Genomic DNA, 25206 nt, shown 5'->3' with positions numbered 1-25206 from the left:
CAACGATCTGCAAGAAGATTTCAGCCAGAAATTGAAAATTCGATTACCAAGTTTATGTAACGCTGTTTTATCCTCATATACGATTTCATTTTTTGGGGAACAGGTTATGGATAAAATACTCGATATCGTGAATGGATGGCTTACCGCAGCAGTTTCAAGTGGGGCATTGCAGGTAAAGCAAATTCTACTATTTATTTTTATTGCCGGGCCATTGGCGCTGGTTATCTGGAAAATTCGAGGGATTATTGGATTCGTTAATGAGGTCAGAAACTCTAAGTTAAATGAATTACAGAGACTTCTTGATAGCCATGAGCTTCCTGATGAAGTTAATGTTTGCATAAAAAATGACATTAAGAGAATAATTGGTTATCGCATAACAGGTATTTCTGATGTCGCAAGGCAACGAATTATCTGGCGATTGCTGGAGAGTAATAGTCATTTAATCTCAGGCGATTTTTTTAAAAAATTCCGTTCGTTTTTGTTAATCAAAGACAAGGTTCTTATATTTGAGAAAGGAGCATCTTACTGGTTTGAGAACAGTGTGTATGGTTGGTTCTCGTTCCAGTTTCTGTTGTCTGCTGTTCTATTAATAGTGTTATCCATTTACAGGCATGAACAAATTCCTGTTTGGGGACATTTAGTCCTATATCTGGTTGCTGCGATGATGTTTCTATTTTTTATTGCTTTCGCAAATTTGATACCACGACCTAAAGAATGCAAGTTATTAAACGACATACTACAGACTCAATCTGATAATTCATCTGAATAATTCATCTGAATAATTCACCGTTGAAGGGGCGATCATATATATTTTTGAAAGCCCCACGCGACACAGATAACGCAAGCCCAATTCCCGTCGGCCTCAGCATCAAAACATACCCTGGGACGAGAAAGACTGGCACTGACAACCATACCAATCCCGTTGCCAGCCAGGCTGGAGCTGAGCATATGCTTGGTATGGTGATAAACCAACCCGGACTAATGGTCTGTGCCAAAGCGCCGCAGGTTCTGGCAAACCAGATCTCCTGCGAGGTCAATAGCAATCCTGGTTTTAAGTGCTGGAGGCAATGGATCCCGATACGGCTTTGCTAGTTTATAAAAAATGCTATAGTTTCACTATTGGTGTAACTATACTGAATTTAATAAACTAACTTAGCCATTCTGTCATGACCTTTTCCAGTTTCTCCAGTGACAGCGCGCGCTTTTCCTCTGACATCCGGCCAATATTGCGCAGCTTCCATTGAACGGCTGGCAAATTCTGAATGTGGGGCTCTGGTGCTAAATTCCAGTCAGGCTCTCCGCGTTTAAATGACATCAGGAAGTCGAAATCTTGTTGAGTGAAATGCGCTTTCAACGCGCTGAGCATTCTTTCCGGGACCTCTCTTAGCTCTTCCAGTGATACCTCCTCAAAAGTCATACCGCTGAATTCATTTTGAAAGGGTTCAGTAATATCCTTCCAGCGTGGGCTAAGCACTTCGGACAAGGGGCGATTATGGCTGAGCAAGTAAGCGATAAAACCATTGAAAATAGCGCGGTCGATTCCTTGTGTATCAAGGAGCATTTTGACGTCGTAAAAATCTCTGGGATGCTGGCGATCTAACGCAGCACATAGCTTGCCACCGTATAAATCGGGCAGTGAGACCACTGGGATCGCGGCAAAGCCAAATTCCTCCTCCACGGCTTCGACGACGTCGCGTTCTTGTGGTGGATACAACGTTCCCCGGGCAACTGGCGAGACTTCAATTTTAATTTGCGCGTCGTCAGTGGTGACAATGATGCGCATCTCATCGGGATTATGGGTTTGCAGCACTGCACGGATCCCGGCTTGAGCTTCCAGTTCAGCGGCGATACGGGTGAGCGCTTCTCGCACGTTGGGCAACGCGACCTCTCTGCTTTCCAGCGGGATGTAGGCCAGATCGATATCAACGGACAAGCGGGGAAAATCACGGATAAATAAGTTGATCGCCGTTCCGCCTTTCAGCGCAAAACAGGGCTCGTTAGCGACATAGGGTAATGCTCGCACCAGCAGGGTGACCTGGCGGTAGTAAGGGGAGGTTTTATCCATGGCTTATTCCCTTCTTAGTAAAATTTTCGGGCACAGTTATCTGGTATTGCGTGTTCAACTTGCCATTTACAACGACTTGTCGGTTGCCCGATCCTAGGTCGATTTTGCTGGTATCCACGCGTTTGAACCATGCATGTTCATAGAAACTGGCGAAAAACAGATACAGGCGCTTGGTTTGTACGGACTGGCTGAGCGTAAGCAGCTTCTCCACTTTACGTGGGTTGAGATTGACCAGCCCCTGAAAAAGCTCGGCAGCGTGCTCAAATGAGATTTCCTGAGGGACTGCGCTTAACAGCTCATAGGTTGCCAGTTCTGGTACGCTGGCGGTTATTTTTTTCCCTTTAACCTCAAGCTCGGTTCGGTACTTCTCGTCCAGTTGAGGAAGCTTCAGAGCTGATACCATCAGCCACTCAACGCCGGGAAATTCTTTAAACCATTTGGGCAATATCGCTTTGTTTTCAACGCTAAGCCAGCATTGATTCTGCTTAAGTTGTAGGTAATGGGAGCGGCCCTGCCAAGAGAGACTGCTCAGTCCGGCCAGATGTACCGGCGCTTCAAGCTGGCTTTGCAGACACCATAGCGCATCACTCCAGTCTGATTCTCGTCCTGCGCGCGCATAAACGCCAGCCCGTAGTTTTATTAACCAGCCATTTTGCGCGTATTTAAAGGCCAGAGAAGGCGATATGTTGTTCCGGGTCAGCCACGATTGTAAAACCAGGCTTCCCGGAGAGGTGTTTTGCAACAGCCAGTTTAATTTTGATGTCATAGATTCACTCAGAGTGTAACTATAATAAAAAAAGTAAACTATTTAGTGAGTGAAAAGTCAATGTACGGTGTTTGTCGCAGCATAAACATTGCCAGCGAGAGTTGTATCAGTTGGGCTGGAAATGATGACATCAAACGTATTTTTTGAAAGATCCGCCGGTCATGGATACTGTCAGCCCAATCCCTGCTGCCGCTGGTATAAATATATACTCTGGTACAAGAAAAATCGGCACCGCCAGCCACACCAGTCCCGTCGCTATCAAGCTGGATGAAATCATACGTCTGGCATGGTGATACACAAAACCGGACTCATGGCCTGCGCCGAACCGCCGTAAGTCGCGTCTTACCAGCCCGTCGATAAGGCCAATGGTAATGGTGAGCGCAAACAGCGGCAGAGCCTGCAACAAAATCGCCAGCCGCAGCAAAAAGGTTAGGGTGACGTTACTCGCAGACAGTAACGCGCAGCGGATTACCGTAGTGACCGCCTCTGTCCAGAACAATCCGCTTTGACCATTAAGGGAAGCAATAAGCGCCGCGCTCCCTTGTTGCAACGTATCGCTGATAAGGGCCAGATTTTCTACTAACCACACCGGTGCGCCAGCAGAACTCCGCCACCAATGCCATGTCGCTTGTAATACCTGTTCACTGTGGCTGGCGCAGGTATTCCGCCAGAAAAACGCATCGCCCAGCCACTCCAGCGCTATTGCCAGCATCCATGCGCCGAGGCAAAAGCCAGCCAGCACGCCGGGTAACAATGCAATCCAGCCGAGCAGTCCAGGACGGCGTACTGGTCCTGACGGAACATGCTCGGGCATCAGTGCAGCGGCAGCGTAACGTAGCGACAGAGGAATCGCGCCTCGTGAGCCTCATCCAGTCGTACCTGAAAAATATCGTGTTCATCCTGCGGTGATGTAGCTTCGCGCCATGCCTGAAAGCCCTGTAAATTCATGCGAGCGATAATCTGGTCGGGTGTCTCTCCCTGCGTCAGCGCTTCCACCGCCTGTTGCAGGGGAAGGGGCAGCGTTTGCGCAGGCCACATCACTTCAACGCTCACGAGCTGGCGGTGTGTCCGGGGTATCATCGGTTTGGTTCTCCGTGGTTTCGCTGTCGTTCAGCCATAAAATAGGGTCGTTTTTCGCCGTTACAACTGTCTCCGGGCGGTTCCACCATACGGGAGCACTGTCGTACTGTTTTTCCATATAGCGGGCGATTTGCGCGATGTTTTCCGGCATCAGCGGATCGTGTGCTGCGTCTGGTAACGGGATACGTAATTTCCAGAGCTGGCCGCCTTCCAGCAGAGCAAATGCCTGACCCTTGGGGAGCTGGACCAGCGAGGCAGGTTCCAGTAACGGCACCTGTACGCTACTCACCCGATCCTGGGTGTTGCTGGAAAACCCGATATTGCCCTGAGCGTCGGCGCTGTCGGTGACGCCGGAACTGACGCTGTTACTGAGCATGTCTACCTGCGGCAGTTGTTTGGTCAGCAGTTCGGCGGTGGCGGTCTCCCGTACCCGCATCATGATCAGGCTGTTGAAGTTGCCGACTACCTGGCCCGCCTTGGCGCGATCGCCGATGCGGGCTTCGATATCGGAGAGCGTCTGGGTGTAGGCCGTGACCTGCACGCCTGCGCCGCCGCCTTTGTTGATCAGCGGAATAAATTCATCGCCCATCAGTTCGCTGAACTCATCGCAGTGCAGGTTAATGGCCGCTTTTTCTTCCGCCTGCGGCAGACCGTCCATCACGCCGTGCTTGTAGATATGCCCGGCGACGCTGACCAGATCGGCGAACATCGAGTTACCGACGGCGGCGGCAATCTCCGCATCGGATAGCGCATCCAGCCCGACATAGACAATCGCCCGCTGGCGAATCGCCTGTTGCCAGTCGAATACCGGACGCGGGTCGTTGAGGTTGCCGTAGTCCGGGGCCAGCAGTTGGGCGATTTTCCCGGTGGTCAGTTTTTCCAGTAGCGGCAACAGCGAAGCGACGATTTTATCGAAATAGGTTTTGTCGTAGCGCACGGCAGAACGTAGGCCGTCGAGGATCGGGTCATGCAGGCGGGTGGTGGAAAGGTACTGCTCCAGCGCGACAACGTAGCTGTCCCGTCCCTGAAGGTTACGCGGCGTGTTTTTCTCAGTGATGCCACCGGCAATCCGTACCACGTTATCCCATGCCTGTCGGTCGTGGCCAGGCAGGAAGACGCGGGCGTAGTCGATAAACAATTTGTCGATATTGATGACGTGGCGGGCGATGCGGGCGTAATCTGGGCGCCGGCCCAGCGCCACCAGGGCGCGGGTGATGATGTTGACGAAGCGCCACGCAAACTCGCGGAAGGCGGCGGAGTTGCCCTCGGTGGAGAGCTGCCCGGCGATGCGGCTGGCAACTTCCGAGATGCGGCCAAAACGTCCGACGGCATTGTAGCGGGCAGAGATCTCCGGCCAGCCGAGATGGAACAGCCAGAAGACGCTTTCTCGCCCGGCGCGATGTGCTTCCGCCCAGACGCGCCGCAGCAGGTCAGCGTCACCCTTGGGATCAAAAACAATCACCGTGTCGCCACGGCGGATATCCTGGGCAATCAGCAGTTCCGCCAGCCGGGTTTTACCGACGCGGGTGGTGCCGAGGACCAGCGTATGCCCCGGTCGGTCACGCAGCGGCAGCGTGACGCGGCCTTCGCACAGTTCTACCCCATGAAGCAACGGATCGCCGCCGCTGGCGGAAGGACGGTCCGTGCGCAGCCAGTGTTCACATTGTGGCAGACGGCACAGATACAGCCGCTGGGTATGCGTGGGCAGCCAGCGAAAGCCGCGCCCGAGAAACAGGGCGTCGGGCAATAATGGGATGCGGCTGGAGGAGAGCGTCCAGAGTGGCAGATGACGCACGCGGCGGCGAAAGCGCAGGATGCGCACTCCCTGTTTTAGCCGCAGGGCAGACAGTGAAAGCAATGCCAGCGCTAGCAGCCATCCAGAAAGGGGAGTAAGCAGGAACGTCTGCGGTGCGATAACACACCATACTGCCGCCAGCAGGGCCGAGCTGGCGCTGTAAAGCTCCACCGCCGGGCGCAGGATAAAATCGAGCCTCACTGTGCCAGCCCCTTGTCGGTGATTAGCACCGGATACGCGGTGATGGGCAGGTGTTTTGCCATATCGTCGGCGCTGACGGGCAGCAGCGTTAACGCTGGAGCGATGGTCCGCAGGGCATTCAACCGCGCCAGTGTGGCAACGTTCACGACCAGCCCGGTGGCGTGCAGGGTTTTTAATGCGTCCCGGTGCTGGCGCAGCCATTCTGTGGACTGTGGATCGTCGCCGATTAAAAACAGCGGCGTCATTCCCGGCAGGTTGAGCGCCAGACGCGGTTGCTGACCGGGATGCAGATTGTGAGTGATGACCGGCAGTAACCTGGCCTCATCCAGCGCCTGCATGGGAACGGCAGGTCCGGCAATCGCGGCGGCAGTAAACAGCAGCATGGCTGGAATAAGGTGTTTCATGGCGACGTCCCTGATGCTGAGAGTAACCGGATTTGTTGGCTGATCTTCCGGCGGTAAACGGCGGCGGGTTTGCCTCCGGCAGGATGGTGGTAGTGGGCGGCAGCGTCCAGCCAGCTTCCGGGAGAGGCGTTGTAGTGCTGGCGCAGCAGCAGGGCGGTGACGGTGAGATTGTCCGCTGGATCGAAGCTGGCGCACAGCGAGGGAAACCACTGCCCGTTCCAGCCGAGGTTAACCTGTCCCAGCCCGGCGTCGATACGCTTCAGGCTGTGGGTGCGGGCGAAGGCCAGTAATGCCTGGCAGGCTGAAGAACGGCTGGGATAACGGTATCCAGTTCCCGCAATATTCAGCGTCCACGGCCACGGATGTAGCCCCTGTGCCAGACGGATGCCGCTTTCAGCGCGGGCCACCGCGTACAGCAGTTCCGCCGGAATCTGCTGTTGACGGGCGATTTGTGCATACAACGGCGGCACGGCGCAGGCGTGAGCGCTGATGAGCAGAGCGACTATCAGGGCGCAGAGACGGGATGCCATTGCTCCCCCTGTTGTTCGAGCAATAGCGGCAGCTTTCCGCCGCCGAGGCGTTGCCAGCGCCCGTTATCGTGATTAAGCGTTATCTGCCCGCGTTCGACCTTGCGCATATCAATATGCTGGCGCTGCGCCCAGCGTTGCAGGCTGGCATCGTCGTTACGACTATTGACCAGCCAGATGTCCAGCGGACGGTCGTCGTTGATAAGCTTTTGCGCCAGCGTCTCGCAGGCCGGGCATTTTTCACTGACGAACAGCGCCAGACGTGGCTGGACGACGCTGCGAATGGGCGTCAGCGTCGGGTAAAGCCGCTTCCATGCCTGATCGTAGGCACGCTGGAACGCCAGCTCTTTCTCCACCCGTTGATGCTCTTTACGGGCCAGCAGCTCAGCGAAGTGCTGGCGTTCGGTGTCGTTGTTGGTTTCCACACCAAGGGTGGTAAGGGGATCGAGTCCCGGCGACCAGATGCCGCGCTCGCCCTGACGCAGTTGCTGGTAGTGCTGCCATTCGCTGTCGGTTAATCCCCACTGCTGCGCCTGCGTGTAGGTAATGGTCTGTTCTTCAATACGGGTTTGCTGCGGGCTGGCATACAGCGGCAGTAGCAAAAGGAACTGCAACAGGTATCTGTGCATTGCGGTTTATCCTCCGGCGTTCAGCGTCAGTTGGTGGCCGCCCTTGCTGAAGGTGGCGCGGCTGCCTTCCAGTTGCAGCAGTTGCCAGCCCTGCACGCTGTCGCCGGGGGCAACAAGCTGAAGCTGTGAGAGCGAGCGATAGCCGGATGGCGCGATGACGGCGAACTGCCGCCCGGCGCGGAACTCGCTGCTGATAAGAGAAAAAGGGGCCTTTGCGGCCCAAAGCGGAGTTGTGACGGGACGTTTTGCCTTTGCGCGGCTGCGCGTGGCGGTCTGTTGTTGCAGGTGTTGATAACTGGTGCTGAGGGTCTGGATTTGTCCCTTCAGTTCTTTGAGCTGTTCGTTAATGGGGTTAAGTCGTTCGGCCTGAGTGCTGGTGGCATCGTTAAGCTGTCTGGCAAGGGCTTCCGTGCGATCGGTGATGTTTTTTACGGCAACCTTCAGCTCGTGGTAATCGCTGTCCGGCTGCGGCTGGTCGCGCCACTGTGTTATCTGGCGTTGTGTCTGCTGTTGCGCCAGCGCTAGGGTATTCAGGCGGTTGAAGCCCCAGAACATCGCCGCCGCCAGGAGCAGGAGAGCTGCGCCGGTAGTCAGGTAGGCCAGACGTTTAAGCATGATGGTCTCCCGTTCCCGGCGTGTTCAGGTGAAAACAGACTTCGCGGTTCAGTACATCTGTCTGCATCAGCCAACCCGGCCCGGCCAGCGTTTTTAGCGCCTCTTCCAGCCGCATCGGGCCGAGCCGGTATTGCGAGAGCGGCAGCGGTTTTCCTGCCAGAAACTGTGTTGGATGGTCATCGGCGCACAGGCTGTAGCCGCTCTGTTTCAGCAACCAGGCGAGGGCGTCGCCAACGGTGAGCTTCAGGTTTAGCGGCAGGTTGATGTTGACGATTTGGTGCAGCGGGTTGCGCTGGGCTTCGTTAGGGCGGGTGTTAATCAGCAGGTAGCGATCATAGCGCACCACTTCAGGTGCGGGTGGTGTGGCTGGTTTTGACGCAGGCACAGCGGGCTGTTGCGGCGAGTTGCAGCCGCCCAGCATCAGCAGTGTGATAACCATTCCCGTTGTTCGCGCCATTGTCTCTCTGAATCTGGTGAGGAATAGCCAGAGGGTGCGCAATGGTGAGAAGGCAAACAACGCGAAATTGTTTTTCGGTTGTGAAAGAAAGACGCCCGGAGCGGGCGTCGCAATGAAAATTCAGGCGGCATCATCTTCTGCCTCTGTTTCCTGATTTCCGGCCTGCCAGACGACTTCACCGTCAATTTTGACAAGGCCAATATAGAGCAGCCGGGCTTTCAGGCTGACGCCCGTTTCGCCTTTACGCTCACCTTTGCTGTAGGTGAACATATCGACGTATAAGTCGCCCAGGCGGAAGTGGATCAGCACCTTGCGCTTTTCATTGACCGCCTGCTCGCAGCGGGCAATCAGCTTACGCGCTTCGCTGCCGGTGACTTTGCAGTCAAAGCGGACATAGTCCACGTCATCGGCAGCCCCGCTTAATGCGGCAATATCACAGCATAAAAAGGGCTCGCCGCGTTTTGGGGTGACGGTGCGGACACGGTTAACGTAACCCAGACCGCTGGTGTACAGATTGAAGTAAGTTTTCTCGCTCATAGGATCCTCCCGCGTGGCTGAACGCGGCGCTAAGTGATGTGCAGAGTGCATCGGGTGAAAGGGATGCGCCTGTGTGATGCTGCGCAATTAAAAGGATTTGGAACCACGCCTTACGGCGGGTAGCGTGCAGGTTCCGACTACCAGGTAAGCAAGGGGATTTAAACGAGGGGGAAGGGAAATTGCGAGGCGATATTCTGTTTGCTGCACCTTAAATACCGTATTCCGCACGGAGGCTGTTAAGGTGCAGCGGGCTGAAGGGGCACTGGCCGCGTAGGGTTACGCGCGATTTCTGTCAGCAGTGTAAATCGCAATAACTGGCGCTTGCGCACAAACGGATCCCGTTGTTATCCGGTGGGCACCGGAAAAATGCAGGCGGTCCGGGCGGATAGCGAGACGGCTGTCGCCTGGCTATCCACCCGGAATGATACTGAACAGGAGCGTAAAGGTTGTTTTGCGCGACGGGAGCGTCACGAGCGCGAACAGGCAAAACAAACCGCGCTGTTGGGTATGGCGTGAGGGTAATGGCGTAGCCGCCTGGTGTCGTGCTGCAACTCATGTTCTGCGTCAGCTATTTTGTTGCCCCTGATACAGCATTTCTGCCTGTTCCATTTTTTCCTGACACTCCCGTGCCTGGCGGATAATGAAGGTCAGTACCGACATCTGCATATTGAACACAATGCGATCCCGCTCGATTTCCAGCAGGGCATCTCTGGCACGTTGCGGGATTTTGGGATTGCCAATCAGGTTGCAGAATGCCGGAGTGCCGGATTTGTTGTTCTGCTGGTTGCGCCAGCGCAGGAAGTTCGCGCCGGAAGGGGCTGGGCCGATGGTGAATATCAGCGGAAGCTGGCGCACGGGGTAGCGTCTGGCGCTCTGGATTAGACGTTGCATCAATGGCTCCATCATCTCGCGCACGCTTCGTGCATTGCTCTCCAGCAGCTCCAACTCCCCCTTACTCTTAAAAGGCTTTAAAAGGCCTTTTAGCGAGGAGACGTAAGCCAGCATTTTATAGTCTTCATCAGCCAGCGACTGATAGCTGGTTATGGAGTTATTCATCATCGGCAGCTCCGGGATTGTCGGTCTTGCCAGGCAGCGGTGATGAAAACGATGAGCGCAGCTTGCCGCTCAGTATCGCTTCCGGCAACGGGCCTAAACGTTCCACGGCGGCTCTGGCCTGTGGTGTATCGTCGATAAAATCCTGACGGGTCAGCCCGGAGCCGTGATATTTCTGCGCCAGACCGAAGGCGCTGCGAATAACCGTTGCGCCATTATTTAACCGGTTGTGCATTTCCCTGCGGGAGATGACGGCGATATGCGAGGCCAGCAGAAGCTGGCGTGCGAGCTGGTCGAAGTCGGTCAGCAGATAAACGCCCTGATAGGCCAGTGGAGCGTTGATAAACAGCGGAAAGCGGGCGGGCTGCACGTTGAAGCAGTTTTCGATATCGATGCCTTCCGGCAATTCGCTGAACATGGCTTTTGCCTGATCCAGCATCACTTGCATCAATTTACGCGACTGTACCAGTTTCTCTTCCATGCGCAGCATCCACAGATCGGCGTAAGGATCGTTATGTTCTGCGGCAATGCGCATCTGATTAAGGATTTCGATAAAGCGCGGCATTCCGATGATTGGCGCAGGGCCACTCTCAGTTGCCCGTCGCCCGGTCCACAGCCGGGTGGCGTTGTGAGTGTGAAGCTGAATATGGATCGCACTACGCAGGGGACCCATGTTGAAGGTGTAGTCCGACATATGTGTTTCCTGTTGCGGATGGGTGTCAGCGCAGAGTGATGGCGTGAGGGGTTGTGAGCAATGGGAAAACGAAAATGCAGGCGGGAAGATTGTTTGGTGGAAATTTTGATGCCACTGGCATCACCCTTTTGCCTATCGGTTGGTGGACATTGATAGGTGTTGGTGTGATTCAAGTGGCATCAATATTTGTCACTTATTAGATTGCCAGTCTGAAGGCTCCCGCCATCTGTTCCTTCCCTTAACGAAGCTGAAGATGCTTTGATAAAAGATCAATCGTCTATTCAACATGACTACGGCATTTAGAGCTTTTGCGGAAATGTCATACCGATCTTTATGCATCGGACATCGTTCTTCATTAAGGGTTAATGTTAAGATAGGTACAATTCATACAGATTGGTAGTTTGTTTCTACTGAGTGATAAAGTGGATTGTTAAATTTTGAATGTTTTTTTTTAGAGTCTATCAAAAAAATAAATTTATATTAACATGCTGATTTTTTCATATGCAATTGAATTGCATGTTATTTTTTTTCATGTGATAAGTTGGCATAGAGCGTTAGAGCAAAAAATCTGCTCATATGGGATCTTCGTGGAGATGTGAGAGATATGCAAAGTTCTGAGAAAGAAACTCGGATTGCTGTTATCGATAATCAATTGTGCATTGCTGGGTGGGATGTACAAGATCCAACCAAGGTTGTGCAAGAATTCGATATCCTCACTAATCAATCAGAAGGTGTAGCTAAACCTCACTATGAGTTTGGTGGGCATCAGTACAGTGACTATGTGCTGTTAGGGAAAGATGGCAAACCACTTGCTGTAGTCGAAGCTAAGCGCACAAGTAAAGATGCGTCTCTGGGCCGTGAACAAGCGAAGCAGTATTGCTACAACATCCAGAAGCAAGTGGGTGGTGAGCTACCCTTCTGTTTTTACACCAATGGGCAAGAACTTTATTTCTGGGATCTAGAAAACGCACCGCCGCGTCAGGTTTTAGGCTTCCCCACGCGAGACGATTTGGAACGCTTTGCATACATCCGTCGCAATCGAAAGCCGCTGACGCAGGAATTCATTAACACCTCAATTGCTGGTCGTGACTACCAGATTCGTGCTATTCGTTCGGTGCTTGAAGGTATTGAACAAAAAAGGCGTGACTTTCTTTTGGTTATGGCCACTGGCACAGGCAAAACGCGCACTTGCATTGCCATGGTTGATGCTTTGATGCGTGGCGGACATGCTGAAAAGGTATTATTTCTCGTGGATCGCATCGCTTTGCGTGAGCAAGCATTGGCAGCTTTCAAAGAGCACTTGCCGAATGAACCGCGCTGGCCAAATGTGGGTGAAAAGCTGATTGCTACAGACCGTCGCATATATGTCGCGACCTACCCGACAATGCTCAACATCATCCGGGATGATGTGCAGCACCTGTCGCCGCACTTCTTCGATTTCATCATCGTTGATGAAAGCCATCGCTCGATCTATAACACCTTCGGCGAAGTACTCGATTATTTTAAAGCCATCACATTGGGGCTGACTGCCACGCCAACTGATATTATCGACCACAATACCTTCCAGCTATTTCACTGCGAAGACGGTATTCCCACGTTCGCTTATACCTATGAAGAGGCTGTAAACCACGTGCCGCCTTATCTCTGCAATTTTCAGGTTATGAAGATTCAGACCAAATTCCAGATGGAAGGCATCAGCAAACGCACTATTTCGTTGGAAGACCAGAAAAAGCTGATCCTGCAAGGCAAGGATGTCGAAGACATCAACTTTGAGGGAACCCAGCTTGAAAAGCAGGTGATTAATAAGGGTACCAATACCCTGATCGTCCGCGAGTTCATGGAAGAGGCAATTAAAGATGCCAACGGAGTTCTGCCCGGTAAAACAATCTTTTTTTGTGCCACCAAGGCCCACGCCCGGCGTATGGAAGATATTTTCGATAAGCTCTATCCGCAATACCACGGAGAACTGGCTAAGGTGCTGGTGTCGGAAGACCCACGTGTCTATGGCAAAGGTGGCCTTCTCGATCAGTTCACTAACAATGATATGCCGCGCATTGCCATCAGCGTGGATATGCTAGACACCGGTATTGATGTACGTGAAATCGTCAACCTTGTGTTCGCCAAGCCAGTCTATTCCTACACCAAGTTTTGGCAGATGGTTGGGCGCGGCACGCGCCTGCTGGAAACCAGCAAACTCAAGCCTTGGTGCCTTGAAAAGGATATGTTCCTGATCCTCGACTGCTGGGACAACTTCGAATACTTCAAGCTCAACCCAAAAGGCAAAGAACTCAAACCGCAATTGCCATTGCCAGTGCGTTTGTTCGGCTTGCGGCTTGATAAGATCGAGAAGGCTTATGACCGTGGTCATGCCCATATTGCCAGTCGTGAAATTGCTAAGGTTCGTGTGCAGATTGCAGCGTTGCCCAAAGAGTCGGTCGTAATCAAGGAGGCTGTCGCAGCTCTGGCGCGGCTGGAGGATGACAACTTCTGGATTAATCTCAGCCACGATCGACTGGAATTCTTACGTGATGAAATCAAACCTCTGTTCCGCACTGTTTCTGAGGTCGACTTCAAGGCCATGCGCTTTGAGCGCGACCTGCTCGAATTTTCGCTGGCTGTGCTCGATGAAAATAAAGAACAAGCCGAAACGCTCAAAGAAGGTATCGTCGAGCAGATCAGTGAATTACCGCTGTCAGTTAGCTTCGTACAACAAGAAGAGGTCCTGATCCGCACGGCACAAACTAATCATTACTGGGCCAAAGCCGATGAGGATGCGTTCGATGTTATAGTTGCCAGGCTCGGCCCTTTGATGAAGTTCCGTGAAAAATCCAGAGGCGAGGAGCAAACTCAGCTTGATTTGGCCGATGAGCTTTATAAGAAAGAATGGGTGGAATTTGGGCCGCAGCACGAAGCCGTCAGCGTTACCCGTTACCGTGAAATGGTCGAAACTTTGATTGCCGAGCTGACTGAGCACAATCCGGTGCTACAGAAAATCAAGAACGGTGATGCGGTTAGTAGTCAGGAGGCCAATGAACTGGCTGAGCTGCTGCATGAAGAGCATCCGCACATTACTGAAGACCTGCTGCGTCAAGTCTATAAGAACCGCAAGGCACGTTTCGTTCAGTTCATCCGCCATATCCTCGGCATCGAAGTGCTCAAAAGCTTTCCTGATGAGGTTAGTGCAGCCTTCGACCAGTTTATCCGTGTCCACACTACGCTCAGCAGCCGACAGATGGAGTTCCTTGAACTATTGAAGAACTTCATTGTTGATCGCGAAAGGGTGGAGAAGAAAGACTTAATTAACGCCCCCTTCACGGTCATCCATCCAAAAGGCATCCGCGGCGTGTTCAGCCCGGCTGAAATCCAAGAGATCTTACAGCTTACCGAATGGTTAGCTGCCTAAAAACAGGCCATACCATGTTACAAAACAATCCTGAACTAAAATCTAAAATCGACCTGCTTTGGAACAAATTTTGGAGCGGTGGCATCAGCAATCCGCTTACTGCCATAGAGCAAATTACCTACCTGCTATTCATGAAACGGCTTGATGAGTTGGATCAAAAGCGGCAGGCCGATGCTGAGTGGACGAATGAAGAATACACCTCTAGGTTTGAAGGTACCTGGATTCCGCCTGAGGAGCGCAACTGGCCTGTGACGGAGCAGCGTCCCATTGACAAACGTACGCTGCGTTGGAGCGAATTTAAGCGTATGCAGGCAGAGGAGATGCTGCAGCACGTACAGGGCAAGGTATTTCCCTTCCTGAAAGACCTGAACGGTGCGGAGTCCAATTTTACCCACCACATGAAAAACGCCGTGTTCATCATCCCCAAACCGGCGCTGTTGGTAGAGGCAGTGAAGACTATCGACGACATCTTTGCGGTGATGGAAAAGGACTCACAAGAGCATGGGCAGGCCTTCCAGGACATCCAGGGCGATGTTTATGAAATGTTGCTTTCGGAAATAGCTACCGCAGGCAAGAACGGTCAGTTCCGTACTCCCCGACACATCATCAAGATGATGGCCGAGCTAGTGCAGCCGCAACTGGGTCACCGCATTATCGACCCGGCCTGTGGCACTGGGGGCTTTCTGCTGGGCGCCTATCAATACATCGTTACCCAGTTGGCTATCAACGCTGGTACTAGGAACCTTGTACCCGATGAAGATGGTTTTATCCGCACCTCAGTTGCCGCAACATTTGATGAAAAGCGCCAATTAGTCCTGCAAGAAAGCCTGTACGGCTACGATATCGACGCTACTATGGTGCGCCTGGGATTGATGAACCTGATGATGCACGGTATTGATGAACCTAATATCGACTACCAGGACACCCTGAGCAAAAGCTATAACGAAGAATCCGCCTACGACATCGTGCTAGCCAACCCACCTTTTACCGGTAGTATCGATAAAGGTGACATTAACGAAGCCTTGCAACTGACCACTACTAAGACCGAACTGCTGTTTGTTGAAAACATCTATCGCTTGTTGAAAAAAGGCGGTACTGCCTGCTTGATCGTGCCGCAGGGCGTGCTGTTTGGTTCTGGCAAAGCCTTCAGAGATTTGCGGCAAACGTTGATGGAACGCTGCGATCTTAAAGCCATCATCACCCTGCCTAGTGGTGTGTTCAAACCCTACGCTGGAGTCAGTACCGCCATTTTACTGTTCACCAAGGTCTGGGGAGCCAAAGAAATCATTACGAAACCTGCTACCGAACACGTCTGGTTTTATGAAATGGCCGCTGATGGCTACTCGTTGGACGATAAGCGTAGTAAGCAGGAAGGTTATGGTGACCTGCAAGACATCATCACTAAGTACCACAACCGCGATGCGGGGACCGACACCGACCGAACCGCGAAGTACTTTATGGTACCGTACAGCGAGATTGCGGATGAGAAGAACAACTTCGATCTTTCCCTTTCACGTTATAAAGAAGATGTATTCGAAGAAGTGAGCTATGAGCCTCCTAGAATTATTCTGGAACGTCTGATTCAAGCTGAAGTTGGCGACATAGACGAAGCAGAGTTGACCACTGTGCAGAATGGTATTGTGAAGGAGTTGCTAGAGTTGAAAAGGATATTAGGATGAAGTGGCATAAATTTTCTACTGTTATCACCGATGCCACTTCTAAGTTCAGAAAAATTAAGGCATCCAATTATCTTACTAGTGGCAGATACAAAATCATTGACCAGAGTAAAGAGCCTGTCGCTGGCTATACTGACGATGATAGACTTATTAATGAACAATTACGTCCAATATTGATTTTTGGTGACCACACTCGGATTCTGAAATATGAAAATGACCCTATAGCACTCGGGGCTGATGGAGCCAAAGCTCTTTGGGTAGATCCGAATATAGCTGATGCGCGCTACGTGTACTACTATTTACGCTCAGTCCCAATCAAAGAAGCAGGTTATAGTAGACATTTCAAGTTTCTCAAAGAGGTTAAAATACCAATACCCTACAAAGATGGACAACCTGATTTCGACTATCAAACTAGGGTTGTTTATCTGCTTGGCAAAATAGAAGGTATGATCGCTCTGCGCAAACAGCATCTGCAACAACTCGATAGCCTACTTGAAAGCGTTTTTCTGGAGTTGTTTGGCGATCCGGTACGGAATGATAAGGGCTGGGATATTGTGCCGTTTCACAAAGTAGGCAAATTTATCAGCGGCGGTACACCTAGTAAGAGTAGGGACGACTTCTGGAATGGAGACTTTCCCTGGGTTAGCCCGAAGGATATGAAGACGACAAAAATTGACAATGCGATCGACCACATTTCTGAAACGGTTTTTGAGCAGACATCCCTAAAACGAATTACTCCGAATCACTTACTGATAGTTGTTCGGGGAATGATACTTGCTCATTCTTTTCCTGTTGCGATCAATTCTGTCGATATCGCCATTAATCAGGATATGAAAGCAATTAAACCAGTTAAAGACATTAATGTCGTCTATTTATTGAACTGCTTAAAATCCCTTAAGCGTCAACTGTTAAAGCTCATCTCTACGGCAGGACACGGTACTAGAAAATTCGATTCTGTTTCCATGGAGAAGCTGTTTATACCGAAACCTCCTGAGGACCTTCAAAACCAATTTGTCGCCATTGCTGAAAAGATTGAAATCCTCAAATCTGATTACCAGCGAAGTCTCGTTGAATTGGAGTGTCTCTACGGCGCATTAGGCCAAAAGGTATTCAAGGGCGAACTTGATCTATCACGAGTGCCGATGCCAAAACCGTCTACTCGAGATATTACCGCTGTTCCCTTCGGAGACCAAACGACCATGCCCGCCCCCGTTGTACAAACCGTGCCTGCCATTCATTTACCCGATACTGATAATCTTCTGGCTGCATTGGAAAATGCTGAGGCTCGCAAGGCATTGATTACAGAATGGCTGGAAGCCTATCGTACGCAACTTGCTGACACTCCGTTTTCCTTACAACAATTCATGGAGCTGGCACAGAGTCGGCTGGCTGAGATTCATCCAGACAACGATTTGGTGCTGGGTACAAGCGACTTTGAACATATCAAAGATTGGGTATTCGAGGCGGTGGCGACCGGCAAATTGTCCCAGGTGTTTGACGATGCAAGCAATTGTATTGAGCTCAAGTCTGTTATCGAGCAAGGTCTGATATGAAACTACTACGTCTGAAGATCACCGACCCGGCAGGCTTTCGCAGCCTGCCCTGCGGTTTTGAGCACCATTTTCGCACGGAGTGGAATTTGCAGGATGAATTCGCAAAAGCTGACCACTTTGCCCCCTTCGTCTGCGCCGGACCGAATGGCAGCGGTAAATCCAACTTACTTGAAGTTCTGGCTGCAATCTTCTTTCAGCTGGAAATTCTGCGTGTGCGTCGTAGTTTTCTTCCTGAAGCATTGCAAGATGATACTCTGGATCTTTCACCCATTTCCTTTGAGCTAGACTATTTGATTCGAGTCCTTCCTGAATACCGTAGCTCTAACAGTCCCGAATGGGCAAAAGTGCATGTTAGGAAAAATGCCGGTGAAACGGTGCGCATTCTTTGGGAAAACCAAAGTGACTTTGGTTCGGACATAAATGAATCATTCACTAGTAGCCATATTGATATGCTCTTGCCCCAGTATGTGCTCGGTTACTCTTCAGGCGAGAACGAAATCCTTAGTCTTCCTTTTTTTAAGATGCGTTTTGTACAGTTTGATGAGTACTACAACGCACTTACCCAGCAACTTCCATATCCCGGTCACCCAGAAACCAGACTTGCATATCTTGATAACGGATTCAGCCAGGCCATCCTGCTGTGCAATCTGCTGTTTCTCGATGAGGATAGTTTGCGGCCTTTCCGCGAGGATGTGGGTATTGACTCACTGCAGGAATTCCGCATTATCGTTCGTCGTAGTGTTGGACTTCGGCCAGAACAACTTACTGCTTTTGCCAGTGAAGATGAAAATCAATACCAGTTACCTGAAGACATAGTCAATAGTAATCCCGCTCTACAGTTCCATATCGATGAACAGGGATTACTCCATTATCGTCTAAATATTACCCATTTACTGGAAGGCGACGAAAGATCTTCATTAATGATTAATGCATTACAGCGATGCGCTACCTTGAGTTACGTCGATGAAGTTACTGATACGCTAATCTTAGATTACCGGGTTAATGAGGCAACTAAGCAAGCCTTCCGTGAAAATTTCGACGGTTCACCATTGGCTCTATTCCAGGCGTTTCAGGTGTTGTTAGCTCTTAACCTGTATGTTGTAAGTGATTCGCTTAAGTCGGATTTATACTCTTCAACCAGTCACTATGTTAGTGAAACAGTACCGACGCTAGCATCTGATGAGCGAATCATGCGCTTTAAACATTTCTATTTCAGGAAGATAGGTGTCGAGAAGCCGATGCTCCTCAAAGAGCTATCGGATGGCGAACACCAGTTATTGCATAGCCTTGGTCTGTGTGTGCTATTCCGTGACACAAACTGCTTGCTTCTGCTTGATGAGCCTGAAACCCACTTTAATCCACATTGGCGAGCCAGTTTCATCTCCCGCCTGCGTCAATGCTTACCTGATCAAAGTGCTGTGGGGCAAGAGATGTTGATCACAACTCATACACCGTTTCTGATTTCAGATAGTAAGCCGGACAAGGTTTTGGTATTCAGCAAAGATGAAACAACTGGCGTTGTCAGCATTAACCACCCGGACTACAACACACTTGGTGCTTCAATCAACAAGATCACTATGAACACTTTTGGCAAACGCGAAACTATCGGTGGCTATGCACAGGCCCTGCTGGAAGATCTGCGCCGACGCTTTGAGGCTGGTGAAGAGGATAGGGAATTTCTTATTACCGAAATTCACCAGCAATTAGGCGACTCGGTGGAAAAACTGTTGTTGATCAATGCGATTCTTGGACAGAATGCACAAGACAGCGAGGAGGGGCAAAGCTAATGTTGTTTACTTACACTTATGTACCACATCAAATGGAGAGAATGCAGCGGTTTATCAATTTCATTTTCTATCAAGTATGGTGTAGAGCGAGGAAATTAGATGGGTATGACTTGACTCTATTTGATGCTAATCCACCACTTAAAGAGATAATGATCTCTTTTGCCTATGACCACACTGCAGCAGGAGATCGTTTTTCAAGTCAAGTTCAATCTATTTTTCAGAGTTTCGCCCAGCTCTCGCGAAAGCAAACAGCTCAGTTTAAACGGTGGTACCAAGGGAATAATAATCTGGAAAAGGTATGTGCCAATACGCCGAATACACAACTAGCCCGTTACGCTGATATAGCTGTGAACCATAAAGAGCTGTCAGAACAGCTCGGTACATTTTTCAAAGGATTATACTCGCAGTCATTGCTGGATCTCGCTGCTTTGCGCGCCAAGATTGGTGATATTGACGATCATTACAAGAACTTCGTGCAAATCAATAAAGTTGGGAAATGCCCGTTTTGTGGTATCAGTGACTTACTTAGCGAATACCATACTAAACGCGAAGCTTACGACCATTATCTGCCAAAGGCATTGTATCCTTTTAATTCTATAAACTTTCGTAATCTCGTGCCTGCCTGCCACTATTGCAACAGTAGTTATAAGACCAGTAAGAACCCAGCCTACACGCCAAAAGATCCTGCGGGAGCAGTTCGTCGTCGCGCGGTTTTCTATCCATATCAACCTGTGACACATGCCATCGAGTTACAAGTTACACTGCAAACTTCGGACATAGAAAATTTGGCACCTAACGATATCGCCTTGCAATTTGGTCCAGATGCTGTCGCCGAAGAAATCGATACGTGGAAGGATATTTACGGTATTGAAGAACGCTACAAAGCTAAACTCTGCGGGGAAAATGATGGTAAGTACTGGCTGACGCAAGTGCTTGACGAATGGAGAGAGGACGGACGAAATCCCTCTGATTTTCTGACTGCTTTAGCGCGGCAGACTCGAACGCGACCATACGCCGACTGCAATTTTTTAAGAAAACCCTTCCTTGAAGCATGTGAGGCTGTTGGCCTTTTAACTGATGGGCGATGAACAACGTCTCTTTTGACGACATCTTTATGCTCAAACACCGTCTGCCCACTACAATCTAATGAGGAAAAGGTGGGCCTATCTTGCAATGGCTATGTTAATAGTTGCAAAATCAGCGGTAATTCGTTGATACCATCGTCACCTAAAAAATGACCTGAATCGGGAAGCGCATAGAAGGGGGCATTGAGTTGCTGACTTAGTTTAAGCGTTAGTTCCGTCGGCACGATGGTGTCATTTAATGAGCCAATGACATAGCGGTGTTTTACTCCGTTAACTATCTGCCCCATTTCTAGCGGAGGATAGATGAATGCATCCATTTCTGAAAGGCCGTGTTGTCGCCATATCGGGAGTGTCTCATTGAACCCGGAAACAAGAATAATACCCGCTGGCATCTCATTTACCGTTAGTTGTGCTAACAACCGAAGTATTGTCACACATCCCAGGCTGTGGGCGACGAACCATGTTTTGTTATCTATCTTGCCTACGGAATCCCGCAAAACAGCAAGCCACTCCGATAGCACAGGGGATTCAGGGGAGGGAAGCTCAGGAATAATAACGTCAATATTCTGTTTTTCAGCTTCACATTTTAGCCACGGGAACCAGTGATCTGAAGGTTTTGCCATAAAACCATGTACGATAAAAAGCCTTTTCTTATCCATGAGTTACCAGCGTTGACGATGAGGTGTTTGGCAGACTGACAGACTGTTGGACAGTCTATTTTTGGTTGTTCAGACTAACGCGAAGTTGAAAATTTCACCAGTATATTACTGGACCAGGTTAAAAGAGGTAGTTGAACCATTGCCATAACAAAGGGCCTATTTGTTCCATTAATGGGGCGTATATCGATACTAAGACCTTTTTATGGAACAAAGTGGTGTTTATTGCTGAAGTTTTACGGCGTTATTAGAAGCGGTAGCTGAAACCCGCATTCCCGGTCCACGGCGACTCCATCCCATCACCTTTCTCGTAATTGATACTGGCGTAAATATGCGTGTGCGGCGTGAGAGCGGCGCTGATGCCAGCCTGGTAGCTTCCTCGTGTTCCGGCGATATCGTTATTGAAATTATCATCATTAACCCTGACCGGGTTGTTATGCACAAACTCCTGCTCCAGCGCGACTTTCAGCCACGGAACGAACTGCATCCCATGACGAGTTGCCATATTCTGGCGCAGCCTAAACCCAACTTGCCCCAGCGCGGATTTAGCCGTGCCGGGATGTGCCTGCATTCCATTCGACAGCCAGTAATCATCGCTTTGTGAGATGAAGCCAGTGAAACCGACAAAGGGGGAGAGGGTGGTGTTGGCAAATCTGGCGTTATACCCGGCAACCAGGCTGCTACCCAGACCGGGGATAGTGTAACTGCCGTCAGCATGGCCGCCGGAACTCATGCGGGCATTAAGGTGCTGGTTAAACAGATTGCCTTTCAGCATCCCGTCCAGCCAGAAACGGCTTTGATCATAATAGCTGGCGTATAATGCGGCGCTGTAGCTGTCCACTGAGCCATCGCTGTTATTGGCGAGATCAAGATCGGAACGGCTGTAGCCGCCTGCAATACCGAGTGTAAGCAGGCCAGTCTGGCGAGGAAGGTTTTTGTCATAGCCCATCATCAGCCCACCGAGCCGCTGGCGATAAGCTGCATTGCCTGTGCGGTTAACGTCAAAGCGATTACTTAGCGCCTGCACCCATAGCTCTCCCTGATGCGGACGGGAACGAGTAACGTCCAGGCGGGTTTGCAGCGCACTGGCTTCGGCCTGAAAAATGGTGGGAGCGACGTTTGCCATCGCCAGAACGGCTTCAGTTGATGGCGTGGGAGTTGCCTGTGGCGTCAGTGACCAGTTGCCCTGACCGTCGGGAGTGAGTCCATATTCCCAGGTGCCGATATCTACCTGCTGGTTTGGGTTCAACAGCGTAAACTGCGCGTCTCCACCTCCGGTTTGTACGACCTGTAGCGATTGCGGATCAGTGGGGGATTCGCCTGTGTCGTTTATCCAGATCCCAAAATCGCCGTTGGCTTCCCCGGAGATGTTAATCATATCGCCCTGTTGTGCGGCGAAGGAGGTTGAGTCAAACAGCACTGTACCGCCATCCATCTCCAGACCTGTAATCTGATAATTATGCGGGCTAGCATCACTGCCGTTTTGTAGGGAAAGTACGCCATCCAGCGCTAAGGTCAGGCCGGAGGTTTTTGCGCCCTCGTGAAGTACCAGTTCGCTACTGTTACCCACTACGCCTGTACCTGTCAGCGTTGCCTGGCTGCTGACGTTCATCAGCCCATAAAGCCAGAAGCTATCCAGAGCACCATCATTTATTTGGGCACTGCCGCCTTGGGCAATGATGAGCTGGTGGGAGAGGCCATAACCGCTCAGCGTGTATTGCCCGCCGGACTGCACCGTAGTGTTTTCATCGAGTCCGCCCTGATTTTGCATCACGCCGTAAACCAAAGTGTCATCTGCGGTGCCGCGATACCAGGCCGAAGGCTGGCTGTCGGTGACGACATTGTAGTGCCATGTGCCGGTGACGATTAATGTGCCGCCATCATTGACCTTGCTACCTTCGCTTGTCCCGCCGTTGCTGACCTGCTGAATACCACCGCTTTGTATAACGGCATCACGGGAAAAGGCAGTGTTACGAGTTTCGTAAGGATAGTTCCAGCCGGTATCCAGTTCGCCACCTGCTTCAATAACCGTATTCGTGTCGATGCCGTAGCGATTAACGACCAGGCCGCCAGCGCCGACGGTAGTATTCACAATCTGGCCGCCTTGTTCTGGATCTTCAACGCCATTATTTCCAGCGTTAACGTAAACCTGTCCGCCACTATCCACATAGGTGTTTTCAGCATAACCGTTCACCTGTAGATCTCCATTGGCGGTTATCTGTGTGTCATAAGCGCTGCCGCCCGGTTCCAGAAATAGCTCACCGTGATCGGTAACAGTGATGTGATTGGTTTGCCCGCCATCGCCAACGTAGCTATAGGCATAGGGGCCAGTGATGGTGGAGTTAGTCAGCGTGCCATAGACATGCTGATTACCCTTTGAGCCATCAACAATATCGCCAGAAACAGAGTTTCCGGCGTTAATCTGGGTATGGTAGTCCGCTCTGGCAGATAACGAGATAAACGGCAGCGTCAGTGTTATCAAGTAAGGGGCGAGTTTCATTAGGATCTCCCTGTAGCGATAGTGCTGAAGTCTGGGGAAATCCCTGAGGGGCGAACAGATTGTTTTGTATATGGGACGGGGAAATTTTAGCGGAATGCGATGGGGCATTGATGTGATGCCAGTGGCATCACCCTTTAGCCTATTGATTGGTGGTGAATTGATAGGGACTGATGTGATGCCAATGGCATCAACGTGTTTTCCATATCGATGTCGTGTGCGCCGGATGGTTTGAATTATTTCGTTTTTCGGTACTAAAAGTACCAGTATTGTCATTTTTCTGAACTACGCTGCTAAAAAGCATGAAGGCATCGGCTTTTACAGCTTGTAGGCTGTAATGTCTAAAAACAGCCTACAAGCTGTAAAAACATCAAAAATGGAGTACTGCTTATCCATTAATTCATACAGACAACGCCAGACAACCCAAATTAACCATCTGTAAATATGTCGATAAAATGCATTTTTTTAAACATATGGCCGAAATATGTTTATGGCATCGACACGTTCCGACCATATGTCGATAAAAATGGGTTTTATAAACATATGGGCAGAAATCGATGAAGCCGTCACAACATCAGCTACTCCCTAAACACTGCGCCCGAATCTCCGCAACCAACTTACTGATATCTCGTTTTTTAAGCGGTTCTGCCGGTGTTTGCGGTTTTGAAACTACAGGCGGTACAAACTCCGGCACCGCTGCTTTGCCGCGTCGATACTGATTAAACTCACCGCCCTGAGCCTTGCGCAGCGTCGCCAGCAGATAGGCGAGTGGGTTTTGTATACCGCCACGGGCAACGCGTTGAGCTGCGTCATCAAGCACGTCCTGGCGCAGCGGAGACGGCAGGTTCTGCATGGCCTGCAAGACAAGCTGTTTTTCAGGATGGGTTAACGGAATTTCCGGCGGCCAGTTCGGCGGTGAGTTGTTCGCGCGCGCGGTAGTACTATTACAAAGATCTGTAGGTACAGTACGTACAGGAGCCCGGTCCTGATTTGAGACTAAGCCGTCAGGCTCCGGTTTCCGGCTTAGTCTCGTTTCGGTACCAGGTGAAATTTTGCCTGGTACCGTATTGAGGCCGGACGTTTCTGGCTTAGTCTCCTCAGGAGACTGGCGTTGCTGCCAGCGGGCGCGTTCTTCCAGCAGTTCTATACGCGACGATAAATAACGCAGGCTGGTGTCCTGGCGAATGTCGTACAGAATACCTTGTGCAGTGGCGCGAATAGATTTGTTTTCATGTCGCGAGCACTGCTCCAGCAGATGAAGATAGCTGGCATCGAAACGCACGACATCCAGCACACTCAGCGGTTCATCGTGTAGTGCATAGATATTCCCAAGGATGCGCCCGGATATCCGATCCCGCGCCTTATGGCACAGGCTGAGCCAGCGCGTCAGGCGCAGCATCAGCAATGCCCGGCTGACGGTACTGCGCGAGGCTTTTTCATCCTGCGGGCGGTTAGAGAGCTGCACCTGCAATTCGCTGTAAGAGGGGAACACCGCGCCGCCGTTGTCCTGTGCCTGCATTCGGATCACCTGCCAGGCGAATTTATCTCTGGGCGATAGCAACGGATCCTGCAACAGGCGACGTGGAACCGTGTCATGTTGATTGCCCATAAACAGCAGGCTATCGGAAGCAGATGTCGGATCCTTCTGCATCCGTTGCTGGAGTTTATCGCCGGTCATGTTGATCAGCGCCTGGATATACGGTGTCATGATCTTCCCCTCAGTCAC

At 50.9% G+C, this 25206-nt stretch carries 23 protein-coding genes; 7 read left to right on the top strand and 16 right to left on the bottom strand.

The annotated features are described in order from the left end of the window. The first annotated feature begins 106 nt into the window (after positions 1–106). Positions 107–769 (top strand): hypothetical protein, encoded by a 663-nt coding sequence (locus tag FDX19_RS18735; protein ID WP_082997182.1) that lies wholly within the window; start codon positions 107–109, stop codon positions 767–769. Positions 770–1147: 378 nt separating this feature from the next. On the opposite strand, the gene FDX19_RS18730 is transcribed toward FDX19_RS18735, so the two are convergent. The 11 genes from FDX19_RS18730 to FDX19_RS18680 all read right to left on the bottom strand — a co-directional run bounded on the left by FDX19_RS18730 (position 1148) and on the right by FDX19_RS18680 (position 9076). Then, on the bottom strand, positions 1148–2065 hold the full coding sequence (locus FDX19_RS18730) for a nucleotidyl transferase AbiEii/AbiGii toxin family protein (RefSeq protein WP_137383884.1): 918 nt from the start codon (positions 2063–2065) through the stop codon (positions 1148–1150). Next, positions 2058–2831, bottom strand: coding sequence for a type IV toxin-antitoxin system AbiEi family antitoxin (locus tag FDX19_RS18725; RefSeq protein ID WP_137383883.1), 774 nt, complete (start codon positions 2829–2831; stop codon positions 2058–2060). Before FDX19_RS18725 ends, FDX19_RS18730 begins: the two co-directional genes overlap by 8 nt. A gap of 130 nt (positions 2832–2961) precedes the next feature. Further along, the gene (locus FDX19_RS18720) at positions 2962–3645 is read right to left on the bottom strand and encodes a TIGR03747 family integrating conjugative element membrane protein (RefSeq protein ID WP_137383882.1); all 684 of its coding nucleotides are present in this window, start codon (positions 3643–3645) and stop codon (positions 2962–2964) included. Beyond that, on the bottom strand, positions 3645–3911 hold the full coding sequence (locus FDX19_RS18715) for a hypothetical protein (RefSeq protein WP_117271960.1): 267 nt from the start codon (positions 3909–3911) through the stop codon (positions 3645–3647). Before FDX19_RS18715 ends, FDX19_RS18720 begins: the two co-directional genes overlap by 1 nt. Then, positions 3874–5907, bottom strand: coding sequence for a type IV conjugative transfer system coupling protein TraD (gene traD / locus FDX19_RS18710; RefSeq protein WP_137383881.1), 2034 nt, complete (start codon positions 5905–5907; stop codon positions 3874–3876). Before traD ends, FDX19_RS18715 begins: the two co-directional genes overlap by 38 nt. After that, positions 5904–6311: an integrating conjugative element protein gene (locus FDX19_RS18705; RefSeq protein WP_137383880.1), complete on the bottom strand. Its 408-nt coding sequence runs from the start codon at positions 6309–6311 to the stop codon at positions 5904–5906. Before FDX19_RS18705 ends, traD begins: the two co-directional genes overlap by 4 nt. Then, positions 6308–6841 (bottom strand): lytic transglycosylase domain-containing protein, encoded by a 534-nt coding sequence (locus FDX19_RS18700; protein ID WP_137383879.1) that lies wholly within the window; start codon positions 6839–6841, stop codon positions 6308–6310. Before FDX19_RS18700 ends, FDX19_RS18705 begins: the two co-directional genes overlap by 4 nt. Beyond that, the gene (locus FDX19_RS18695; RefSeq protein WP_137383878.1) at positions 6817–7467 is read right to left on the bottom strand and encodes a TIGR03759 family integrating conjugative element protein; all 651 of its coding nucleotides are present in this window, start codon (positions 7465–7467) and stop codon (positions 6817–6819) included. Before FDX19_RS18695 ends, FDX19_RS18700 begins: the two co-directional genes overlap by 25 nt. A 6-nt stretch (positions 7468–7473) precedes the next feature. After that, on the bottom strand, positions 7474–8082 hold the full coding sequence (locus tag FDX19_RS18690; RefSeq protein ID WP_137383877.1) for a hypothetical protein: 609 nt from the start codon (positions 8080–8082) through the stop codon (positions 7474–7476). Next, positions 8075–8539 carry a response regulator gene (locus FDX19_RS18685; protein WP_137383876.1) on the bottom strand — a complete coding sequence of 155 codons (465 nt, stop codon included), beginning with the start codon at positions 8537–8539 and terminating at the stop codon, positions 8075–8077. The genes FDX19_RS18690 and FDX19_RS18685 overlap by 8 nt, the downstream gene beginning before the upstream one ends. Before the next feature lie 120 nt (positions 8540–8659). Then, positions 8660–9076 carry an STY4534 family ICE replication protein gene (locus tag FDX19_RS18680; RefSeq protein WP_001291904.1) on the bottom strand — a complete coding sequence of 139 codons (417 nt, stop codon included), beginning with the start codon at positions 9074–9076 and terminating at the stop codon, positions 8660–8662. Between the two features lie 366 nt (positions 9077–9442). Here FDX19_RS18680 and FDX19_RS25175 point away from each other — a divergent pair, with 366 nt between their 5' ends. Next, the gene (locus FDX19_RS25175) at positions 9443–9592 is read left to right on the top strand and encodes a hypothetical protein (protein ID WP_001149395.1); all 150 of its coding nucleotides are present in this window, start codon (positions 9443–9445) and stop codon (positions 9590–9592) included. Positions 9593–9640: 48 nt separating this feature from the next. Here FDX19_RS25175 and FDX19_RS18670 read toward each other — a convergent pair whose 3' ends face one another. Both FDX19_RS18670 and FDX19_RS18665 read right to left on the bottom strand, forming a co-directional pair. Next, complete coding sequence (locus tag FDX19_RS18670; RefSeq protein ID WP_000981784.1) at positions 9641–10135, bottom strand: DUF3158 family protein; 495 nt, start codon at positions 10133–10135, stop codon at positions 9641–9643. Beyond that, a complete protein-coding gene (locus FDX19_RS18665) occupies positions 10125–10823 on the bottom strand; it encodes a PFL_4669 family integrating conjugative element protein (RefSeq protein WP_001287071.1) in 699 nt (232 codons plus the stop codon). The genes FDX19_RS18670 and FDX19_RS18665 overlap by 11 nt, the downstream gene beginning before the upstream one ends. Positions 10824–11427: 604 nt before the next feature. Here FDX19_RS18665 and FDX19_RS18660 point away from each other — a divergent pair. From FDX19_RS18660 to FDX19_RS18640, 5 genes are read left to right on the top strand one after another with little or no spacing between them, the layout of a single operon-like run. Then, the gene (locus FDX19_RS18660) at positions 11428–14226 is read left to right on the top strand and encodes a DEAD/DEAH box helicase family protein (protein WP_137383875.1); all 2799 of its coding nucleotides are present in this window, start codon (positions 11428–11430) and stop codon (positions 14224–14226) included. A 14-nt stretch (positions 14227–14240) separates the two neighbouring features. Continuing rightward, the gene (locus tag FDX19_RS18655; protein WP_137383874.1) at positions 14241–15905 is read left to right on the top strand and encodes a type I restriction-modification system subunit M; all 1665 of its coding nucleotides are present in this window, start codon (positions 14241–14243) and stop codon (positions 15903–15905) included. Continuing rightward, on the top strand, positions 15902–17455 hold the full coding sequence (locus FDX19_RS18650) for a restriction endonuclease subunit S (protein WP_137383873.1): 1554 nt from the start codon (positions 15902–15904) through the stop codon (positions 17453–17455). Before FDX19_RS18655 ends, FDX19_RS18650 begins: the two co-directional genes overlap by 4 nt. Continuing rightward, entirely contained in the window at positions 17452–19242 is a 1791-nt protein-coding gene (locus tag FDX19_RS18645; protein WP_137383872.1) for a restriction system-associated AAA family ATPase, read from the top strand. Before FDX19_RS18650 ends, FDX19_RS18645 begins: the two co-directional genes overlap by 4 nt. Next, positions 19242–20330: an HNH endonuclease gene (locus tag FDX19_RS18640; protein WP_137383871.1), complete on the top strand. Its 1089-nt coding sequence runs from the start codon at positions 19242–19244 to the stop codon at positions 20328–20330. The genes FDX19_RS18645 and FDX19_RS18640 overlap by 1 nt, the downstream gene beginning before the upstream one ends. Positions 20331–20419: 89 nt before the next feature. Here the strand turns inward: FDX19_RS18640 and FDX19_RS18635 are convergent, their stop codons facing one another. The 3 genes from FDX19_RS18635 to FDX19_RS18625 all read right to left on the bottom strand — a co-directional run bounded on the left by FDX19_RS18635 (position 20420) and on the right by FDX19_RS18625 (position 25188). After that, on the bottom strand, positions 20420–20986 hold the full coding sequence (locus FDX19_RS18635) for an alpha/beta hydrolase (RefSeq protein WP_137383870.1): 567 nt from the start codon (positions 20984–20986) through the stop codon (positions 20420–20422). 244 nt (positions 20987–21230) lie between these two features. After that, positions 21231–23483: an autotransporter outer membrane beta-barrel domain-containing protein gene (locus tag FDX19_RS18630; RefSeq protein ID WP_137383869.1), complete on the bottom strand. Its 2253-nt coding sequence runs from the start codon at positions 23481–23483 to the stop codon at positions 21231–21233. A 571-nt stretch (positions 23484–24054) separates the two neighbouring features. Continuing rightward, a complete protein-coding gene (locus tag FDX19_RS18625) occupies positions 24055–25188 on the bottom strand; it encodes an STY4528 family pathogenicity island replication protein (protein ID WP_137383868.1) in 1134 nt (377 codons plus the stop codon). Between the last annotated feature and the right edge of the window lie 18 nt (positions 25189–25206).

The organism is Citrobacter sp. wls619 (assembly GCF_005281345.1).
Lineage (GTDB): Bacteria > Pseudomonadota > Gammaproteobacteria > Enterobacterales > Enterobacteriaceae > Citrobacter.
Note: the sequence above shows the minus strand (reverse complement) of the source record. Positions and strands in the feature narration are given on the sequence as shown.

What these genes read in the sequence shown, in the direction of transcription:
- FDX19_RS18670 (WP_000981784.1), bottom strand. Translation starts at nt 10,135, where the DNA reads ATGATGAATAACTCCATAACCAGCTATCAGTCGCTGGCTGATGAAGAC.
- FDX19_RS18685 (WP_137383876.1), bottom strand. Translation starts at nt 8,539, where the DNA reads ATGGCGCGAACAACGGGAATGGTTATCACACTGCTGATGCTGGGCGGC.
- FDX19_RS18640 (WP_137383871.1), top strand. Translation starts at nt 19,242, where the DNA reads ATGTTGTTTACTTACACTTATGTACCACATCAAATGGAGAGAATGCAG.
- FDX19_RS18660 (WP_137383875.1), top strand. Translation starts at nt 11,428, where the DNA reads ATGCAAAGTTCTGAGAAAGAAACTCGGATTGCTGTTATCGATAATCAA.
- FDX19_RS25175 (WP_001149395.1), top strand. Translation starts at nt 9,443, where the DNA reads ATGCAGGCGGTCCGGGCGGATAGCGAGACGGCTGTCGCCTGGCTATCC.
- FDX19_RS18650 (WP_137383873.1), top strand. Translation starts at nt 15,902, where the DNA reads ATGAAGTGGCATAAATTTTCTACTGTTATCACCGATGCCACTTCTAAG.
- FDX19_RS18705 (WP_137383880.1), bottom strand. Translation starts at nt 6,311, where the DNA reads ATGAAACACCTTATTCCAGCCATGCTGCTGTTTACTGCCGCCGCGATT.
- FDX19_RS18725 (WP_137383883.1), bottom strand. Translation starts at nt 2,831, where the DNA reads ATGACATCAAAATTAAACTGGCTGTTGCAAAACACCTCTCCGGGAAGC.
- FDX19_RS18735 (WP_082997182.1), top strand. Translation starts at nt 107, where the DNA reads ATGGATAAAATACTCGATATCGTGAATGGATGGCTTACCGCAGCAGTT.
- FDX19_RS18635 (WP_137383870.1), bottom strand. Translation starts at nt 20,986, where the DNA reads ATGGATAAGAAAAGGCTTTTTATCGTACATGGTTTTATGGCAAAACCT.
- FDX19_RS18665 (WP_001287071.1), bottom strand. Translation starts at nt 10,823, where the DNA reads ATGTCGGACTACACCTTCAACATGGGTCCCCTGCGTAGTGCGATCCAT.
- FDX19_RS18715 (WP_117271960.1), bottom strand. Translation starts at nt 3,911, where the DNA reads ATGATACCCCGGACACACCGCCAGCTCGTGAGCGTTGAAGTGATGTGG.
- FDX19_RS18645 (WP_137383872.1), top strand. Translation starts at nt 17,452, where the DNA reads ATGAAACTACTACGTCTGAAGATCACCGACCCGGCAGGCTTTCGCAGC.
- FDX19_RS18720 (WP_137383882.1), bottom strand. Translation starts at nt 3,645, where the DNA reads ATGCCCGAGCATGTTCCGTCAGGACCAGTACGCCGTCCTGGACTGCTC.
- FDX19_RS18625 (WP_137383868.1), bottom strand. Translation starts at nt 25,188, where the DNA reads ATGACACCGTATATCCAGGCGCTGATCAACATGACCGGCGATAAACTC.
- FDX19_RS18700 (WP_137383879.1), bottom strand. Translation starts at nt 6,841, where the DNA reads ATGGCATCCCGTCTCTGCGCCCTGATAGTCGCTCTGCTCATCAGCGCT.
- FDX19_RS18730 (WP_137383884.1), bottom strand. Translation starts at nt 2,065, where the DNA reads ATGGATAAAACCTCCCCTTACTACCGCCAGGTCACCCTGCTGGTGCGA.
- FDX19_RS18695 (WP_137383878.1), bottom strand. Translation starts at nt 7,467, where the DNA reads ATGCACAGATACCTGTTGCAGTTCCTTTTGCTACTGCCGCTGTATGCC.
- FDX19_RS18680 (WP_001291904.1), bottom strand. Translation starts at nt 9,076, where the DNA reads ATGAGCGAGAAAACTTACTTCAATCTGTACACCAGCGGTCTGGGTTAC.
- FDX19_RS18690 (WP_137383877.1), bottom strand. Translation starts at nt 8,082, where the DNA reads ATGCTTAAACGTCTGGCCTACCTGACTACCGGCGCAGCTCTCCTGCTC.
- FDX19_RS18630 (WP_137383869.1), bottom strand. Translation starts at nt 23,483, where the DNA reads ATGAAACTCGCCCCTTACTTGATAACACTGACGCTGCCGTTTATCTCG.
- FDX19_RS18655 (WP_137383874.1), top strand. Translation starts at nt 14,241, where the DNA reads ATGTTACAAAACAATCCTGAACTAAAATCTAAAATCGACCTGCTTTGG.